At 64.5% G+C, this 18,283-nt stretch carries 17 protein-coding genes; 7 read left to right on the top strand and 10 right to left on the bottom strand.

Going from position 1 to position 18,283, the window contains the following annotated elements:
- The first annotated feature begins 226 nt into the window (after positions 1-226).
- On the top strand, positions 227-1,273 hold the full coding sequence (locus HA399_RS00495) for a TRAP transporter substrate-binding protein (protein ID WP_225348088.1): 1,047 nt from the start codon (positions 227-229) through the stop codon (positions 1,271-1,273).
- 100 nt (positions 1,274-1,373) lie between these two features.
- Here the strand turns inward: HA399_RS00495 and dtd are convergent, their stop codons facing one another.
- The 3 genes from dtd to HA399_RS00480 form a co-directional block, all read right to left on the bottom strand.
- Entirely contained in the window at positions 1,374-1,823 is a 450-nt protein-coding gene (gene dtd, locus HA399_RS00490) for a D-aminoacyl-tRNA deacylase (protein WP_286987530.1), read from the bottom strand.
- A 126-nt stretch (positions 1,824-1,949) separates the two neighbouring features.
- The gene (locus HA399_RS00485; protein WP_054556427.1) at positions 1,950-3,224 is read right to left on the bottom strand and encodes a TRAP transporter large permease; all 1,275 of its coding nucleotides are present in this window, start codon (positions 3,222-3,224) and stop codon (positions 1,950-1,952) included.
- A gap of 78 nt (positions 3,225-3,302) precedes the next feature.
- Positions 3,303-3,965 carry a TRAP transporter small permease gene (locus HA399_RS00480; protein WP_052384515.1) on the bottom strand — a complete coding sequence of 221 codons (663 nt, stop codon included), beginning with the start codon at positions 3,963-3,965 and terminating at the stop codon, positions 3,303-3,305.
- A 429-nt stretch (positions 3,966-4,394) separates the two neighbouring features.
- On the opposite strand from HA399_RS00480, the gene dctP reads away from it, so the two are divergent.
- Positions 4,395-5,486: a TRAP transporter substrate-binding protein DctP gene (gene dctP, locus HA399_RS00475; protein ID WP_279834111.1), complete on the top strand. Its 1,092-nt coding sequence runs from the start codon at positions 4,395-4,397 to the stop codon at positions 5,484-5,486.
- Between the two features lie 263 nt (positions 5,487-5,749).
- On the opposite strand, the gene HA399_RS00470 is transcribed toward dctP, so the two are convergent.
- Both HA399_RS00470 and thiD read right to left on the bottom strand, forming a co-directional pair.
- A complete protein-coding gene (locus tag HA399_RS00470) occupies positions 5,750-6,427 on the bottom strand; it encodes a chalcone isomerase family protein (protein ID WP_404325669.1) in 678 nt (225 codons plus the stop codon).
- 93 nt (positions 6,428-6,520) lie between these two features.
- Positions 6,521-7,321 carry a bifunctional hydroxymethylpyrimidine kinase/phosphomethylpyrimidine kinase gene (gene thiD, locus HA399_RS00465; protein ID WP_192839067.1) on the bottom strand — a complete coding sequence of 267 codons (801 nt, stop codon included), beginning with the start codon at positions 7,319-7,321 and terminating at the stop codon, positions 6,521-6,523.
- A 110-nt stretch (positions 7,322-7,431) separates the two neighbouring features.
- Here thiD and HA399_RS00460 point away from each other — a divergent pair, with 110 nt between their 5' ends.
- Both HA399_RS00460 and HA399_RS00455 read left to right on the top strand, forming a co-directional pair.
- Complete coding sequence (locus HA399_RS00460) at positions 7,432-7,896, top strand: YqaA family protein (RefSeq protein WP_404325668.1); 465 nt, start codon at positions 7,432-7,434, stop codon at positions 7,894-7,896.
- Positions 7,897-8,244: 348 nt separating this feature from the next.
- Positions 8,245-9,477, top strand: coding sequence for a patatin-like phospholipase family protein (locus HA399_RS00455; protein WP_317292482.1), 1,233 nt, complete (start codon positions 8,245-8,247; stop codon positions 9,475-9,477).
- A gap of 121 nt (positions 9,478-9,598) precedes the next feature.
- Here HA399_RS00455 and HA399_RS00450 read toward each other — a convergent pair whose 3' ends face one another.
- Complete coding sequence (locus HA399_RS00450; protein WP_404325665.1) at positions 9,599-10,363, bottom strand: pseudouridine synthase; 765 nt, start codon at positions 10,361-10,363, stop codon at positions 9,599-9,601.
- Positions 10,364-10,366: 3 nt separating this feature from the next.
- Positions 10,367-12,301 (bottom strand): ATP-binding cassette domain-containing protein, encoded by a 1,935-nt coding sequence (locus HA399_RS00445; RefSeq protein WP_404325663.1) that lies wholly within the window; start codon positions 12,299-12,301, stop codon positions 10,367-10,369.
- Positions 12,302-12,508: 207 nt separating this feature from the next.
- Here HA399_RS00445 and HA399_RS00440 point away from each other — a divergent pair, with 207 nt between their 5' ends.
- The gene (locus HA399_RS00440; protein ID WP_192839064.1) at positions 12,509-13,114 is read left to right on the top strand and encodes a TIGR02444 family protein; all 606 of its coding nucleotides are present in this window, start codon (positions 12,509-12,511) and stop codon (positions 13,112-13,114) included.
- 139 nt (positions 13,115-13,253) lie between these two features.
- Positions 13,254-13,961 carry an FKBP-type peptidyl-prolyl cis-trans isomerase gene (locus HA399_RS00435; RefSeq protein ID WP_043333314.1) on the top strand — a complete coding sequence of 236 codons (708 nt, stop codon included), beginning with the start codon at positions 13,254-13,256 and terminating at the stop codon, positions 13,959-13,961.
- A 538-nt stretch (positions 13,962-14,499) separates the two neighbouring features.
- On the opposite strand, the gene HA399_RS00430 is transcribed toward HA399_RS00435, so the two are convergent.
- Positions 14,500-15,246: an SCO family protein gene (locus HA399_RS00430; RefSeq protein ID WP_404325662.1), complete on the bottom strand. Its 747-nt coding sequence runs from the start codon at positions 15,244-15,246 to the stop codon at positions 14,500-14,502.
- Between the two features lie 64 nt (positions 15,247-15,310).
- Complete coding sequence (locus HA399_RS00425; RefSeq protein ID WP_052384509.1) at positions 15,311-15,904, bottom strand: hypothetical protein; 594 nt, start codon at positions 15,902-15,904, stop codon at positions 15,311-15,313.
- A 267-nt stretch (positions 15,905-16,171) separates the two neighbouring features.
- On the opposite strand from HA399_RS00425, the gene HA399_RS00420 reads away from it, so the two are divergent.
- Positions 16,172-17,101, top strand: coding sequence for an AEC family transporter (locus tag HA399_RS00420; protein ID WP_131431117.1), 930 nt, complete (start codon positions 16,172-16,174; stop codon positions 17,099-17,101).
- 263 nt (positions 17,102-17,364) lie between these two features.
- Here the strand turns inward: HA399_RS00420 and HA399_RS00415 are convergent, their stop codons facing one another.
- The gene (locus tag HA399_RS00415; protein WP_404325661.1) at positions 17,365-18,282 is read right to left on the bottom strand and encodes a putative RNA methyltransferase; all 918 of its coding nucleotides are present in this window, start codon (positions 18,280-18,282) and stop codon (positions 17,365-17,367) included.
- Between the last annotated feature and the right edge of the window lies 1 nt (position 18,283).

Below are 18,283 nucleotides of genomic sequence, written 5' to 3'. Positions count from 1 at the left end.
ACGAGACAGCACAAGGACAGAGCAGCAACTGAATTGGCGGGGCCTGCCCCGCCAGCTGATGGGAGAGCCGCCAGTCGGCTCATGCAGATGCATCATATCCGGGGGTCGTTCGCGGCCCACCTCTTGCCCAGCGCCAGTTCATGACCGGTGCACAACAACAATCGGGCACTTCAAGGAGCATGCCATGCAACTCAACAAACTCGCCTTCGGCATCGCCGTCGGCACCATGACCGCCATGGGTACCCTGCCGGCCGTCGCCAATGCCGCCGATACCTTCACCTGGAAGATGGTCACCTCGTGGCCGAAGAACTTCCCGGGGGTGGGCCAGGGGCCGGAACGCCTCGCACGTCTGGTCGATGAGATGTCCGACGGCCGTCTCAAGATCAAGGTCTATGGCGCAGGCCAGCTGGTCCCGGGCTTCGAGGTCCTCGACTCCGTGTCTTCCGGTACCGCGCAGATCGGTCACTCGGCTTCCTACTACTGGAAAGGCAAGGCGCCGGAAGCCCAGTTCTTCGCCGCCGTGCCCTTCGGCATGACCGCGCAGGAAATGAACGCCTGGCTGCATTACGGCGGCGGTCTGGAGCTGTGGAACGAGGTCTACGACAAGTTCGGCGTCGAAGTCATGGCGGGCGGCGCCTCGGGCGTGCAGATGGGCGGCTGGTTCAACAAGGAGATCAACTCGGTCGCCGACCTCGATGGTCTGAAGATGCGTATGCCGGGTCTGGGTGGCGATGTCATGCAGCAGATGGGCGTGGCGACGGTCAGCATGCCGGGCGGCGAGATCTTCACCTCGCTGCAGTCCGGGGCCATCGATGCCACCGAGTGGATCGGCCCGTACAACGACCTGGCCTTCGGTCTCTATCAGGCCGCCAAGTACTACTACTATCCGGGCTGGCACGAGCCGACTGTCACCTTCGAGGCCATCGTCAATGACGACGCCATGGCCGAGCTGCCCAAGGACCTGCAGGCCATCCTGCGTTCCGCGGTACGTGACGTGAACCAGGACATGCTCGACGAGTACACCGCGCGCAACAACGACGCCCTCGAGACACTGCTCAACGAGCACAAGGTCGAGCTGCGCCGCTACCCACAGGACGTGCTCGACAAGGCGCGTGAGCTGTCTGGCGAAGTGGTCAAGAAACTCGGCGACTCCAACGATCTGGCCGGCCGCATCTACGAGTCCTACACCACCTTCGAAGGCAAGGTCGAGAAGTGGCATGAGGTCTCTGAGCAGGCCTACCTGAACGCGCGCAATCCGGAAGGCGTGCAGTAAGACTGCGTTACCTGCGCCGCGCTCCCCCGAGACGGCGCAGTCCCGTCCTCCAATGCTTGCAGCCGCCCCCCTCGGGGGCGGCTTTTTTCGGTCTGCGCGATCAGCTCTCGAGCAGGAAGGTCACCGGCCCGTCATTGAGCAGCGAGACCTGCATGTTGGCGCCGAAGCGTCCGGTCTCGATTCCCACCCCGAGTTCTCGCCCGCGCTCACGCGCCTTGTCGACCAGATAGGTGAACAGCCGCTCGCCCTCCGCCGGTGGCGCCGCCGAGGAGAAGCTGGGGCGCATGCCGCTGCCGGTGTCCGCCGCCAGCGTGAACTGCGAGACCAGCAGCAGATTGCCGCCCGCCTGCTGGACGTTGAGGTTCATCTTGTCGTTCTCGTCAGCGAAGACCCGGTAATGCAGCAGCTTGTGCAGCAGCTTGTCGGCACGCGCCTCATCATCGCCCTTCTCGACGCCCACCAGTACCAGCAGACCGCCCCCGATGGCGCCGACGCTCTCGCCCTCGACCACGACTTCCGCCCGTGTGACGCGCTGGATCAATGCTCGCATGCCGCTTGCTCCTTCAAGAGATGGATGATGATTCATGACATTTCGTGTTCGGGAGCATACCAGACGCGAACGCCCCGCAGACTGAGCCTGCGGGGCGCGACAGGTGCTACTTGAGTGGGCTAGCTGCTAGTTGGCGAGGCTGGGCAGGAACAGCGCGATCTGCGGGAACAGCATCAGCAGCACCGTCGCCAGCAACAGCAGGGCAATGAAGGGCGGCGTCCCCCGGATGACCTCCATGTAGGGTTTTCGGAACACCGCCACCGCCGTGAAGATGTCGCAGCCGAAGGGCGGAGTCGCCGAACCTATCGCCGCCTGCAGGGTGACCAGGGTGCCGACCAGCACCGGGTCCAGCCCGGCGGCATCGACTGCCGGCGCAAACACCGGCGCCAGAATCAGGATCACCACGATGGGGTCCACGAACATGCAGCCGACGAAGTAGGCCGCCGCGATCACCGCCAACAGCGCCAGCGCATGCTCCGACAGGTAGGGGATGTAGCCGCCGAGAATGGCATCCGGAATCTTGGCGAAGGAGATCATCCACGAGAAGCCCGCGCCCGCCGCCACCAGGATGAACACCACCGCGGTGATCAGCCCCGTGGAGAAGGCCACACTGGGCAGGTCCTTCAGGGTCACGCCGCGATAGATCAGCATCTCGAGAATCAGCGCGTAGATCACCGAGACCGTGGCGGCCTCCGTCGGCGAGAACATGCCCGAGTAGATGCCGCCGATGATGATCACCGGGAAGCCCGCCGGCAGGCTGGCGCGCTTCAAGGCCTTGAGGCGTGCGGGCCAGTCCGCCTTGGGCTGCGGGGCGATGCCCAGCTTCCACGACTTCCACATGCAGTAGAGCGAGAACAGCACCAGGATCATCAGCCCCGGGCCGATACCGGCGATGAACAGGTCACCCACCGAGGTACCGGTCGCCACGCCGTAGATGATCATGCCGATGGAGGGCGGAATCAGCAGCGCGATATCGGAGGCATTGATGATCAACGCGATGGTGAACTTGTCACTGTAACCGGCTTCCAGCAGCCGCGGGCGCAACGGCCGCCCCATCGCCACCACCGTGGCCTGGGTGGAGCCGGACACCGCGCCGAACAGGGTGCAACCCAGCGCGGTGGTCACCGGCAGGCCGCCGCGCCAGTGGCCGACGAAGCGCTCGACCAGATCCAGCAGGCGCTGGGCAGTGGAGCCCTTGAGCATGATATCGGCCGCCAGAATGAACATCGGCACCGCCGTCAGCACCACCGGCTGCAGACCGCCGATCATCTGCTGGATCACCAGCTCCGGCTTGAGGAAAGGAAAATCGCTGAACAACAAGAAAAAGGTGCCGACGCTCAATGGCACCATCATGGGTACCCCAAGCAACAGCAGCCCCACCATCACGAGCAGAATCCACATCGCAGCTTCCGTCCCTGGGTCAATGAAGTGTGATCAATCGTCTATCGAGACATCGAGAAGACATTCCCGGTGCAGTGGCTAGAGCGCGCCGCTGCCGTCGACTTCCTCGTTCTCGTCCATCTCCGCCGTACGCCATGACAGCCAGGCGCCCTGCGCCAGCAGATTGCGCAGGATCGCCATCAGGTACTGGAGCGCCCCGAGTGCCAGCCCCAGCGGGACCACGGCATAGAGCGCCGCCAGCGACCAGCGCAGCGACGGCGTGACACGCCCGGACTTGGCCAGGCTCTGCAGATAATCCACCGCCAGCCAGGCGAGATAGGCCAGCAAGGCACAGGTGATGACCTGTCCGGCGATCAGCAGCACCTTGCGCAACCACGGCGGCATGAAGTCCAGCAGCGCCGTCACGCGGATATGGCGCCCGGCGCGCGCGCCGTAACTGATGCCGAGGAAGGTCAGCCACAGCTGCAGGATCTGCATCAGCTCTTCGGTGAACGGCAGGCTGTAGTTGAAGACGTTGCGCCCGATGACGTTGGCAATGCTGGCCGTCGCCATGCCCAGCACGCACAGGGCGATCAACCAGCGCTCGACATGCGCCAGGCCCTGGTCACCACGTTCGAACCAGGCGGCCAGACGGCGCAGCGGCGCAGGCAGATGTGCGAGGGGGTCCTGACCGCCATTCGTCTCGGCCGGGGCGGGGCGGGTCTCGTCAGCGGAGGGAGACTTGGAGGGGGGCGAGTTCATGAAGCGGCTTCCTGTTGATGTGGCATCCTGCCAGATAGGCTTTCTACCAGACGTCATGAGTGCAGTGGTTTGCGCCAGACGGCCTGCATTTGCCAGTACGATCCATTGAAATTTTCCGCGGCGCCGCCGTGATTTTCACTTTGGCTACTCTTGTTCTAGCTTTATTAGCGGCGCTTGAAATCAGTATGCGGCTGACGCGCGGCATGTCGGTCTGGCGAGCGACGGATAGAGCCTCAAGCACCAGAGCTCGAGTACCAGAGCCTCATGCGCACAGGCTCAGCTTATTCATAATAAATTCTAATCATACTATCCAATTTGGTAATTTTTTTATTATATTAAGAATGGCAATATTATCTAAATGATGCAAGTTGCACGCCGGGTATGCCCAGAGCCGCCCGACGCTGATGGAAATCACACAAGGAGAACAAGATGACGATGCAATGGAACCCGTCACCCGAGCAGAATCGCGAGACGTCCAGGACTCCTGTTCCCCTTTCTCGTCTCGCCGCGTTCATCAAGGGAGGCGCCCTCGCGTCCGGCCTGGGCATGGCGGCGCTGGCCTCCGCGGGCGTGCAGGCGGACACCTGGCGTTTCGCGCTGGAGGAGGTCTCCGGCAGTGTGCAGGATGCCTACGCCCAGGAATTCAAGAAGCGTATCGAAGAGGCTTCCGGTGGTGACATCGATGTCGAGATCTACCCCTATGGTGCACTGGGTACCTCCTCACAGCTCACCGAACTGGTGCAGAGCGATGCCATCCAGCTGACCTTTGCCTCACCGGGTCACCTGGCCTCGGTGATCCCGGAGTCGGGCGTCTTCACGCTGCACTTCCTGTTCTCCGACGACAATGCCGTCAATGAAGAGGTGCTCGGCAACTCCAAGGCCATCGACATGCTGTCCGAGGCCTACACCGAGCAGAACCTCCAGCTGCTGGGCGTGATTCCGGAAGGCTGGATGGTGTGGACCGGCAACCGCGACATCAAGACCCCCGAGGACATGGAAGGCTTCAAGATCCGCACCATGACCTCGCCGATTCTGGTCGAGAGCTATCGCGGCTACGGTGCCAACCCGACGCCGATGCCCTATTCCGAGGTCTACTCCGGCCTGCAGCTGGGCCAGATCGACGGCCAGGTGAACCCGGTGTTCGCCATCCAGGAAATGAGCTTCTACGAAGTTCAGGACTACATGATCCAGGCCAAGCAGGCGCAGTTCATCACCACGCTGGTGGCCTCCAGTGACTTCTATTCCGGTCTGGATGACGAGCAGCAGCAGATGCTCGACAAGGTCACCAACGAGATGCGTCCGTACATCTTCGAGAAGCAGGAGGAGTACAACGCCGACCGTCTGGAGAAGATCAATGAAGACAGCGACATCGAGATCATCACGCTGACCGATGAGCAGCGCGAAGCCTTCCGCCCGGTCGGCGAGAAGGGCTGGGAAGTCTATCGTGAGCAATCCGGTGAGCGCGGCAGCAAGATCCTCGACACCCTGCAGGCCGACATCAAGGCTGCCGAAGGCAAGTAAGCCCAGGCAAGCGCGTCAGCCCCGCCAGGTAGATAGCAAGGATCGAAAGAGTGATGGAAAGATAGAAAGTTAGAATGTTAGAAAGACGAGCATGAAAAAACGCCCCTGCCGGGACTCCCGGCAGGGGCGTTTTTCGTGATGTCTCGATAGAGGCGCGATATAGGCGCAAGACGATGGCGATACCGCGACAGATGGGCCAGATAGGCTAGAGAGGGGCTAGATGGGCCAGAGAGGGGCTAGAGGAGCCAGATGGAGAGCGCGCGCTACTGCCCCAGCAGCTGGGTACGGAAATCCTGCTGGGCCGGTTCATCGCCCAGCCAGATCGCGAACAGGCCGTTGGCCAGCGCCAGTGAATCGCTTTCGAAGATCACCTGCCCGTTCAGCACCAGCGACAGCGTGCCTCTGCCGCCACCGGCGGGCAGCCATTGCAGCGCATAGCGATCCCCCGGCACGACGTCCTGATAGGCACGATTGAAGCGCGTCAATTCAGGCTCGATCGCCGCGAAATCCGCCGCTGACAGGTTCTTGCGCACGCCCTTGGTGGTCGCCTTGGCGAAGTCCTCGGCATCGATGGCATGGAAGTACTCCAGCACCAGACGGCGCGAGACATCCTTGAGCGGCGCCGGGCGCGGGCGACGCGCATCCTGATAATAGGCGCCGACATAGGCGTCCCACAGCAGGTAGGTGAAGAGCCCACTGCCAATCAGCGTCAGCGGCTGGCCGGACTGCGTGGTCACCTGATCCGCGAAGGTCACCCCCTTGATCTCGACGGCGAGCGCCGCCGGGCTGGTGGTGGCAAGCAGCGCCCCCATCACGCCCGCGGCCAGCCAGCGCGGCGCACTCACCACCGGCAGGCTGACGACACGACAGGCGGCGTTCAGGCAGCAAACGGCGCCACGGACAGCAGACACGGACAAACGATACAGCGGCGATATAGGCATGGCATCTACTCGTTGGCTGGCAGTGATCAAGGGGGAGCTTGCGGGGTTCATCACTCCTGCAGACCGGGTTACACAGGCCTGGCTCTGACTGGCTTACCACAGGGCGTGGAAATGATGCACCGGCCCACGGCCCTTGCCGACGCTGAGCTGGTCGGAGGCGCGCAGCGCGCCCAGCAACCATTCGCGCGCCTCGACCACCGCCTGCGGCAACGGCAGGCCGTTCGCCAGTCGCGCCGTGATGGCGGAAGACATCGAGCAGCCGGTGCCGTGCAGGTTGTCGGTCTCGATACGCGGTGCGCACAGCCATTGCTCGCCGGCATCGCTGACCAGCAGGTCATCACAGGCCTGCCCCTCGAGCGCCCCGCCCTTGATCAACACCGCCTTCGCGCCTCTGGCACGCAGCTCGCGGGCGACCTCAGGCATGTCGGAGCGCCCGATCAGGCGCCGCTCACCCAGCAGCACCGCGGCTTCATGCAGGTTGGGCGTGATGATGTCGGCCAGCGGCACCAGGTGCTCGGCCACCGACTGGATGGCAGCATCATTGACCAGCGCATCGCCACTCTTGGCGACCAGCACCGGGTCGAGCACGACCCAGCGCGGGCGACGCTGCTGAAGGCGGTCGGCGAGCATTTCCACCACCAGCGGATCGGCCACCATGCCGATCTTGGCGGCGCGGATATCGAGATCATCCAGCACGGCGTCCAGCTGTGCGGCGATGAATTCCCGCGAGACCGCCTCCACGCTGCGCACGCCGCAGGTATTCTGCGCCGTCAGCGCCGTGATCACGCTGGCCCCGTAGGCGCCCAGCGCAGAGAATGTCTTGAGGTCCGCCTGAATGCCGGCTCCCCCGGAGGGGTCTGAGCCCGCTATCGTCAGGACGCACGGAATATGCATGCAGGAAGCTCCCGAAATATGGCTTTGACGTGCCAACAGCATACCCGAGCTGAGGAGGGAAGAAAGCCACCCCCAGCGCCCTGCCACCGTGAAAAACAGAAGAAAGTGATATGAATGAAGTGGCCCTACTGTCATTGCCGGCATTGACCTCGCTCGCCGTGATCTCGCTGGCCAGCGCCACCCTGCTGCCCGGCGGATCGGAGGCGGCCTTCGCGGGGCTGTGGTGCCAGGGGCACGCGCCCTGGGCGCTATGGATCGCGGCGACGCTGGGCAACACGCTCGGCAGCCTGATCAACGTCGCCCTGGGGCGTGGCGCCCGCCGTCTGCGCACACGGCGATGGTTTCCGGTCTCGCGGCGCGCATTGGCGCGCGGCACCCTGTGGTATCGCCGTTTCGGCGCCTGGAGCCTGCTGCTGAGCTGGGCCCCGCTGATCGGCGACCCGCTGACGGTGCTGGCGGGCGTCTTCCGGCTGGCGTGGTGGAAAAGCATCTTCCTGATCGTGATCGCCAAGGGCGGACGCTATGCCCTGTTGCTGCTGGCAGCCGACCTGTGGCTGACGCCCTGGTGCCAATGACCGCCGCACGGCTGCTGCTCCTGCTCCTGTTCCTGACCTCACCCTCGTCTTTCTCCCTGCTGCCTCAGTCAGTCGCTTGAATGAGATCGCAGACACGCAAGGCGAGGATGCGTGCTATGCTGACAAGCGCCATGCTGCACTGCACAATAAAAGTACTTCGGTTGCTTTTCACCAGTGCCTCATTGCCTTGATCAGGTGCTTCGCTGCCCTTGATATGCACCTCGTCACCCTTTTGCCGCCTCCACGAGTCCACGCCTCCCCCATCACATGGCGTCTCGCTCGCGACGGTCCCCCTGACCTCGGGCATTCCCCGGCGGAGTACTGCACTGCTAGAGAGGAGAAGGTTTCATGCGTGATACATCCTGCGACTTCTGCGCCGATGCGCTCAATATTCTGGTGCTGCAAGGCGGTGGTGCGCTCGGCGCCTACCAGATCGGCATCTTCGAGGCGCTGGCCGAAGCCGGCATCCAGCCCGACTGGGTGGTCGGCACCTCGGTCGGCGCCATCAATGGCGCCCTGATCGCCGGCAATCCGGAGGGCGAGCGCCTCAAGGCCCTCGAGTCATTCTGGTATGGCATCGCCCAACCCGCTGCCAGCATGGGTCCCGCCTTTCATCCGTGGGAGCGCAGTGTCGCGCGTACCTCCGCCATGCTGTGGGGCATTCCGGGCTTCTTCCGCCCGCGCCCGCTGTGGACGGTACCGATCTGGCAGAGCTTCTTCGGCGAGCCGCCCAGCCTCTACGACACCGAACCGCTGGGCGACACGCTCAATCGGCTGGTGGACTTCGAGCGCCTCGATGCCCGCCACCCGGAGAACGTTCGCCTGTCGGTCGGGGCGGTAAATATCGGCAGCGGCGCGCTGCGCTACTTCGACTCCTCGCATGAAGCGCTGGACCACCGCCATATTCTGGCCAGCGGCGCCCTGCCACCGGCCTTCCCGCCGGTGTGGGTCGATGGCGAAGCCTATTGGGATGGTGGCCTGTACTCCAATACGCCCGTCAGCTGGGTGCTGTCGGAGCGTCCGCATGGCGAGACGGTGGTCAACTGCTACGTGATCGACCTGTGGAGTGCCGATGGCAAGGTGCCGGAGACATTGCAGGAGGCGCAGCTGCGCGAGAAGGATATCCAGTATTCCAGCCGTGCCGGCGAGCACCTCAATCTGCTGGAGGAGAATCAGGCGCTGCGCATGGGGATCGAGAATCTCGCCGACCATCTGCCGGAGGAGCTGCGCCAGTTACCGAAGATCCAGCGCATCCTCGCCATGACCCAGCAGCCCTCGATCAACGTGGTGCGTCTGCTGGCCTCGGCGCGCCCGGGCGAGACCTCTCTGAAGGATATCGACTTCTCGCGCGCGACCATCGACTCGCGTCGCGACAGTGGCTATCAGGACATGCAGGAAGTGCTGAGCCGCTGCAGCCAGTTTGCGCCGCTGCCGGAGGATATCGGGGTCATCGTGCGCAACTTCACGCGCAACGCCGAGGGCGAGCTGGTCAGCCTGTCGACGCCTGATGCCAGCCCCGTCGACGATGACCAGGCGAGCATCACGGCAGAGGACCTGCCCAGTCAGGCGACCGGCAGCTGAGCAGCGCTGACGACGATTCAGAACGATCTATCCACACCCCATCGCAGCCGTCACGCGCTGGCGGCGCACCAGGCGGGTGTGGATAACCCGGTCTCGGCAAGACGCCACCCGCCGGGTGGCCTCACCCGCGAGGCTGCGCGGCCCCCAGCCGTGAACACTCCTCGCGGGTAAGCTCGCGCCACTCCCCCGGCGCCAGCCCCTCGAGACTCAAGCCCGCCACCGACTCACGGTGCAGCCACACCACGCGATTGCCCAAGCTACGCCACAGTCGCTTGACGTGGTGATGGCGTCCCTCGTGCAGCGTCAGGCGTGCCTGGTTCGCGGTGAGAAACGCAAGCTTTGCCGGCAGTGTCGGGCGCGGATCATGTTCGAGCAGCACCCCCTGGCGAACCTGTGCGATGGCGCTTTCCTGTTCGGCCTCCGTCAGGGGCCGCTCCAGCCCCATGCGATAGCGCTTGGCGGGGCCCTCGAGCCCGGCATCGCTGATGCGCGCCGAGACATCGCCGTCGTTGGTCAGCAGCAGGGCACCGGTCGTCGCACGGTCGAGACGCCCGACATGGTGGATCTCGGCCAGCCAGCCGCTGTCCTCGCCGCGTACTTCAAGCGTCTCGCGCAGCACATCGATCACGGTGGGGTGTTCGGGGTCATGACAGGCCGTCACGACTCCGGCGGGCTTGTTGAGCAGGATATGACGCGGACGCCGCGCGATCTGCAGGCAGACGGTCGCGTCACTCGCTGACAGGTGGATGTCATCGAAGGGGCCGACCTCATGCAGCGGGTCGCTGATCGTCGCGCCGTTGACCCGCACGCGCCCCGCCGCCAGCGCCGAGAGCGCATGACGACGGTTGAGCTGTGGCTGACGTGTCAGCCAGCGGTCCAGCCGCATGACCTAGTCCGCCGCCTTGAGCTGGGCTTCCATCTCTTCCAGCGCTTCCTGAGCCTCGAACCATTCGGCTTCGGCCTCATCGAGGCGACTCTTGATCTCGCCCTGGCTGGCCAGCAAATTGGTCAGCTCCGCCTTGCGGTCCACCTCGTAGAGCGTGGCATCGCCCAGCGCTTCCTCGATCTTGTCCAGCTCGCCCTGCGCCTTGCTCATCTTCTGCTCGGCCTTGTCGCTGACCTTCTTGAGCGGACGCAGCTTCTCGCGCAGTTCAGCCGCCTGACGGCGTGCCTCCTTGCGGTCCGGCGTGCGCGTGCTGTCGGTCCCTGCATCGGCATCCTTCTGGGCGCGCGCTTCCCGCCGCTCGCCCTCGACGCGTGCCTTGAGCCAGGCACGGTAGTCATCCAGATCACCATCGAAGGGCGTCACGCGGCCATCGGCGATGCACCAGAATTCATCGACACAGGCACGCAGCAGGTGGCGGTCGTGGGAGACCAGAATCACGGTGCCCTCGAAGGTCGCCAGTGCATCGGTGAGCGCCTCGCGCATGTCGAGGTCCAGGTGGTTGGTCGGCTCATCCAGCAGCAGCAGGTTGGGCTTCTGCCACGCGATCAGCGACAGCGCCAGACGCGCCTTCTCGCCGCCGGAGAACGACTCCACCGTGGCGTAGACCTCATCGCCGTGGAAGCCGAAACTGCCGAGGAAGGTGCGGATCTCCAGCTCACCCGCCGACGGTGACAGGCGCAGCACATGATTGAAGGGCGTCGAGGACAGGTCGAGCCCGTCCACCTGATGCTGGGCGAAGTAGCCGATGGCCAGATGCTCGCCGGCGGTCCGCTGGCCCTCGACCAGCGCAAGCTCGCCGGTGAGCGCCTTGATCAGCGTCGACTTGCCGGCGCCGTTGGGGCCGAGCAGACCGATGCGCTGCCCCGGCAGCAGCGAGAAGCGCACCCCGGAGAGCTGCGGCGGCTGACCGGGATAGCCGATCACCGCGCGGTCCAGCCCCAGCAGCGGATGCGAGATCTTGTCGGAGCACGGGATGGTGAAGTGGAACGGGGAATCGGCCTTGACCGCCGCCGTCTCTTCCATGCGCTCCAGCATCTTCATGCGGCTCTGGGCCTGACGCGCCTTGGTGGCCTTGGCCTTGAAGCGACGCACGAAATCCTCGATCTCGGCGCGCCGTGCCATGGTCTTCTCGTGCTCGACCTGCTCGCGCACCAGGCGCTCGGAACGCGTGCGCTCGAAGCGGCTGTAGTTGCCCTTGTAGACCACCAGCTTGCGGCGATCGAAGTGGATGATGTGATCACACACCGCATCGAGGAAGTCGCGGTCGTGGGAGATCAGCAGCAGCGCGCCGGGATAACGCGCCAGCCATTGCTCCAGCCACAGCAGCGCATCGAGATCCAGGTGGTTGGTCGGCTCATCCAGCAGCAGCAGGTCAGAGGGCGTGAACAGGGTACGCGCCAGATTGGCACGCATGCGCCAGCCACCCGAGAAGGCCGCCAGCGGCTGACTGAGCTGCGCCTGGCTGAAGCCGAGGCCGACCAGCAGCTGCTCGGCACGTGCCCGCGCGGTGTAGCCATCGAGGGTGTCGAAGTGGGCGTGCAGCTCGGCCTGACGCTGGTGCTCACCGCTCTCTTCAGCGGCCGCCAGGGCGCGCTCGGTCTCGCGCAGCGCGTGGTCTCCGTCCATGACGTAGTCGACGATCGGCCGCTCCAGCGCATCGATTTCCTGCGCCATGTGCGCGACACGCACGCCACCGGCCAGCGATACCTTGCCGCTGTCGGGCGTCAGCTCGCCGAGGATCAGGCCGAACAGGCTCGACTTGCCGGCGCCATTGGGGCCGACGATACCGGCCTTGTGACCGGCATGCAGCGTCAGGTCCGCTTCGTCGATCAGCGGTGCTCCGCCGCGTTGCAGGGCGAGCTGGCGCAGTGCAATCATGACAACCTCGATCAGAAAATACGGGGGACGTCGGGCTCCCGTTCACCGCCACCGACACGAGCGCTACGACTCAGCAAGCTGCTGGGCGCGACTCGTGAAGAGACATCATCGGTGGCACGTGAAGAGACATCATCGGTGGCACGTGAAGAGACATCATCCGTGACACATGAAGAGACATCATCCGTGACACACGAAGAGGCCGACTTGATGGGCGCATATTCTATCGGATTGTGGGACTACGCGCTGTCTCTGTATGCCCTGCCCGGCGAGGTCGGCTCTGCGGGCAACCCTCAGCCGACGCCGGACATGATGAGTACCTGCCTGCTGCTGCAGGACGAGGCGGGCCTCGATGTCTGCGAGCTGCTGTGGATTCACTGGCTGTCCGCCCACGGCATCGCCCTCGCCGCCTCGCCCACTCGTTTGCTGGAAGACGTGCGCGACTGGCAGGGCTGGATGACCGGGATGCTGCGCGAGCGGCGCCGCCAGCTGAAGCAGGAGCTGACGACGCTGCCCGCGACCCAGGACCCGGCCGCGGTGCAACGCCTGGAACGCCTCTATCAGCAGCTCAAGGCCTGCGAGCTTTCCGCCGAGCAGGAAACCCTCGCCCAGCTGGAAGAGCTGAGTCCTGCGCTGTCGTCAGCCGAAGGCGCGACCGGCCTGCGGGCGCCCTTCGCGCATGTCGCGGACCCGCTGCAGGCCTTTCAGCAATCGCTGGCCCTGCTGAGCGGCAAGACGACGCTCACCGTGGGGGACCACCCGTCGGCACGTGCCCTGCGCCGGCTGGCACTGGCCCGCGTGCCCGCCGGCGCCTGACAACGCCAGCGAGATGCGGAACTTGTACGCGGCTGGTAGAGTCGGAGTAACACTAGTGCCCGAGGCAGGCCATGCCGCCTCGGTGCCAATTGCGTGTTTCGGGCCCGTCTCAGGCCCATTCCATCCTGAAGGAGTTTTCATGAAACAGCTGGTCAGTGCCGTCGCGCTCGGCGCCCTCCTGGTCACCCCGTTCAGCTTTGCCGCCGATGACAGCCTCGCAGACGAGCAGGCACAGCTCAGCTATGGCATCGGTGCAACTCTGGGCAAGAGCCTCTCCCAGGACATCACCGATCTGGATCTCGACGCCTTCACTCAAGCCGTGCGTGATGTCTACGCCAAGGGCGACATGAAGATGAGCGACCAGGAAATCGCGGATTCGCTTTCCCGCTTCCAGCAGAAGAAGATGGAAGAGCAGAAGAAGATGGTCGAGCAGGAAGCGACCGACAACAAGGCAGAGGGTGACAAGTTCCTCGCCGACAACGCCAAGAAGGATGGCGTGAAGACGCTGGATTCCGGCCTGCAGTACAAGGTGCTGGAATCCGGTGACGGCGCGACCCCGTCCGCTGAAGATACCGTCAAGGTGAACTACGAAGGCAAGCTGCTGGACGGCACCGTCTTCGACAGCTCCTACCAGCGTGGCGAGCCGGTCAGCTTCAAGGTCAACCAGGTCATCAAGGGTTGGCAGGAAGCACTGCAGGAAATGAGCGTCGGCGACACCTGGATGCTCTACGTCCCGGCCGAGCTTGCCTACGGCAAGGCTGGCACCGGCGGCCCGATCGGCCCGAACGAGACGCTGACCTTCAAGGTCGAGCTGCTCGACGTGACCAAGGCTGACGCCAAGCAGTAATGGCGGCGTGAGCCTCCCCTGCTGGCAACCGGCAAGCACTGCTGCCGGTTGCAACGAAAGAGCCGCCCATCGGGCGGCTCTTTGCGTTTCTGGCAAGGCTGGATGAGGGCCAGTGGCAAGCTCATCCAAGCGCATGCTGCGCACAGGACAACGGGGCATGCCATCACTACGGCAATGGCTGATGTCCGCTGATTCTCCCCTCCAGAAGGCCCGGTGCGGACGCCGCCAGCCTGTGGATAAATCTGTGGGGAAGCTATTGACCACAGGTTGACAACCGGCCTTTCCGGTGCCTGTCGCGGCAGTGATGCTGGTTGAACGCAAAGCAACCACTGACTTGATATTTTTAGTCGATATTGCGTAACAGTTTGTTTTTACTGGTCTTTATAAATCAGCACTTGACGGCACTGCGTTGCGTGTTCGAAGCGTCATGATTATCCACAAAATTTTCCTTGAGCGCTTGCCAACTTGTGGACAATGTGTATTTCACCGATGAGAAAGGGCTCAAGACGCGGCGCATTCAGCGGGTGCCACGCAGCGCTCAATCAGCGGTCGCGCTCAGGACGCGCGTCACGCCAGCGCGAACACCGGCCGGCCCCGGCGTGAATGGAATGCGATCGTAGATGCGTCCCTGAGCAGAGACGAGATAAAGCGCGGCACCATGATCGATGGTGTAACCCAGCGCGGAGTCCTGCGCCTCGACACGCCGATAGCTGACGCCATAGCGCCGCGCCACATCGGCGAGTGCCGCCTGACTGCCGGTGATGCCCTGAAAGCGCGGCCCGAAGTGCCCGGTGTATTCGGCCAGCCGGGCAGGGGTGTCGCGCTCGGGGTCCAGCGACACCATCACCGGCACCACGCGCGCCGCCGCTTGGGGTGGCAGTTCAGACATCACCTGACGCAGCGCCGCCAGCGTCATCGGGCAGACATCCGGGCACTGGGTATAGCCGAAGTAGAGCGCGACGACCGGCGTGGCCTGCGCGTCTGCGGCCTCGCCCATCGTGACCTCCGCGAGCGTGAAGTCACCCTGCTGTGATTCGAACTGGATGGGGCCGCCCAGACTGGCCCAGGCCTGCATTCCCGTGACCGGCGCCAGATCCTGCTGCGCCTGCTGCCAGGCGACACCGGCACCGATCACGGCCGCCAGGCCGACGGCACCCAGCAGCCACCAGCGTCTGGCGACGCCCTTGTCCAGCTGATGGCTTTCTTGTCGACTATTGTCCAGCTGATGGCTCTCTTGTCGGCGAGTGCCTGCTTGCCCGGCCTGTGACTTTCGCTCTGCGCCCATCCCTGCCTCCCGGTGCCTTCATGCCTGAAACGACGTCCCTGCCGGCCGGGCTCAGCGCCAGCGGCTAGCTGCCCTGATGCGTCGGGCGGGTATCACTGCGAAACAATTGATCGACCGAGCTTTCGAGCTGCTCCGCCGTGGTGGCCTGCGGGTGGCTATCGAAATCGAACCAGCTGCCCAGTCGGCCACGCTCGGTGGTCACGATCACCTGCGCACGCCACGCCATGGTCGCGCTGCTGCAGAACCCCAGCTGCCCCTCCCCCTGCCAATGCTGGCGCTCGAGGCTCTGGGCATCGGTGGTGTTCAGCACGCTGCGCTTCACGCCCATGTCCATGTGGCGGCCGATGAAGTCCACCTCGACCCCCTCCGGTGAGACGCCTTCCGTCATCACGCGGATGCCCAGCGGTGTCAGCGGACTGATATCGCCCTCCAGCGCCAGGGTAATACGCCCGAAGCGGCCCAGCTCTGCAGTACAGGGGGCATGATTGAGCTCACAGGACTGATTGGGCGCAAACCAGGTCACCTTGCCGTTGCTGCCATCGCGTACCAGGTAATAGTCGATCAGGTAATACAGCGAGACCACGATGGTGATCAGCGTGACGATGATCAGCAGATTGAGCAGCCGCGGGCGGGCATTGTCTTCTTCTACGCGATACATGGCAGTTCCGGCAACGGTCCGGCAGCGCATCGACAGGCAAGGCGCCCCGAATGGGAAAGAAAGTGACGTGATGGGAATGGTCTGCGCTCAGCCACGACATGACGCCAGCGCGTGACCGGCGAACAAGACCTGAGTCCAAGTGCAGCGCTGAGCGAGTCATGACAAGCTTACCAGCCCGCCTCACCGCGGCAGCAGGCGAGACATCATGTCACGCGCACGCCACATCGCTCTCAAGGCATTCGCACTCAGCCCCGACAAGGAGTCAGCATGGCAAGTGTACAGCAGGCGCTCGGCCCCCTCTTCCTGTTGATCCTCGCGGGGGCATTGCTCGGGTGGAAGCGCTTCCCCGGCGAAGGCTTCTGGAGCGAACTGGAACGCCTGATCTATTACGTGCTGTTCCCCGCCATGCTGGTGTCCACGCTGGCACGTGCCGACATGGCCAGCGTGCCGGTCGTGGCGCTGGCCAGCGTGATGCTGGGCGCGATGCTGCTGTTCGCCGCCGCGCTATGGCTGAGCTGGCGTCACGCGCCGGACTGGCTGAGCCGTCATATGGGCGACGCCGCCTCCTTTACCTCGCTCTTCCAGGGCAGCATCCGCTTCAACAGCTACGTCGGCGTGGCCGGGGCAGCAGCGCTGCATGGCAGTGCCGGGGCGACCGTCGCGGCCGTGGCGCTGGCGCTGATGGTGCCTGCCGCCAACCTGCTGTGCGTGATGGCCTTCATCGGGGCAGGCACCCTGGGCGAAGGCGGCCTGCTGCGCTCGCTCAAGGCGCTGACCCGCAATCCGCTGGTGCTGGCGTGTCTGGCCGGCACGGCGCTCAACCTGAGCGGCATCGGCTTGCCGGGCTGGAGTGGTGACGCCATCAGCCTGCTGGGGCGCGCCGCCTTGCCGCTCGGCCTGGTCGCGGTGGGCGTGGCACTGCGTCCGCGTGTACTGGTGAGCAGTGGCAGCGTGGCGTGGCTGGCGAGCCTGCTGAAGCTGCTGGCGATGCCGGCATTGGTGGTCGTGCTCTGCCGGTGGTTCGGCCTTGAGGGAGTGGCGCGCGATGTGGCGATTCTGTTCGCGGCGCTGCCCACCGCGACCTCCGCCTATATTCTGGCCCGCCAGCTGGGCGGCAATGCCGAGCTGATGGCGGCCTTGATCACCGCCCAGACGCTGCTGGCGATGCTGACCCTACCCCTGTGGCTGGCGACCTGATCTCCTGTCGAGCTGTCGATCTGACGACCGCACATTCAAAACGCGACGTGAGCACCCAAAGCATGCGTAGCGCACAACAAAAAGGGCATCCCCAGATGAGGATGCCCAAGACCGTGACTAGCTTGATGAGGAGAAACACCGTAGCGGGGGCCTGACTCCGCCGCTACGGCTGGGCTTGCGCCCTGCGATGTCTGCCCGGACACCACACAGACAAGATAATCATTCTCATTTGCTTTTGCAAGGCAAATGCGAAGAATTTCTATTTAAGCTTTGTCTTGTGCATCCTCGAGCGAGAACACCCTCAGCTCCGCATGCAATTCGACCTCCAGCGCCGTCATGGCTTCCGCACGCGCCAGGCCATCACGCTCGGCGCGATATAGATGCGGGGTCATGGTCAGCAGGTCCCGAATCTGCTCATTGCTGGTCAATGACAGCCCCGCATGCAGATGCTCGACCTCGCCGCTGATGGCGAAGCCAGCAGACTCGGCAGCGCTAAGTCCGGCCTCGCCACGCGCGGGCTTCAGCTCGCGGTAGAGAATCTTGCGCAACGCCAGCAGATGCTCGGCCCCCGCTTCCAGCAACACGACGTGGCCACCGGGCTTGAGGACACGCGCGAACTCCTGCCAGACAGGGAAGCCGAAGGCGCAGATGACGACATCCACACACGCCTCCTCCAGCGGCAGGGCGGCGTTGGTGCCCACCAGCCAGGCGGCATCACGTGACTGCTTCGCCGCGGCCAGCACCGCGTGCTTGGAGATATCCAGCCCCGCCGCCGTCAGCGAGAGATTCTGCTCACCGGCAGCGCACGCCAACTGACGCAGATAGAAGCCTTCGCCGCAGCCGGCATCCAGCACGGCCAGCGGCGCCTGAGACGTCTGGGCCGCTGCCAATGCCAGCACACGGCTGGCCAGGGCCGCCGCCAGCGGCTGATAGCCGCCGAGGGCGAACAGGCGCTGACGAGCGCTCACCATCGCCTTGCTGTCGCCGGGGTCCAGGCTGCGCTTGCGCTGCACCGGCAGCAGATTGACATGCCCCTGGCGTGCGATATCGAAGCGATGCCCGTCGGCACAGCACCAGCTCTGGCCATCACGTACCAGCGGCTGGGCATCCAGCGGACAGGTCAGGGCCGTCAGCGGGGTCATGGTCGGGCGATCAGCCGAGTCGGCGGTAGGCGTCGTCATG

It is taken from the genome of Cobetia sp. UIB-001, assembly GCF_044789135.1.
Lineage (GTDB): Bacteria > Pseudomonadota > Gammaproteobacteria > Pseudomonadales > Halomonadaceae > Cobetia > Cobetia amphilecti.
The sequence above is the reverse complement of the archived record's forward strand: the minus strand, read 5'-3'. Positions and strand labels throughout refer to the sequence as shown.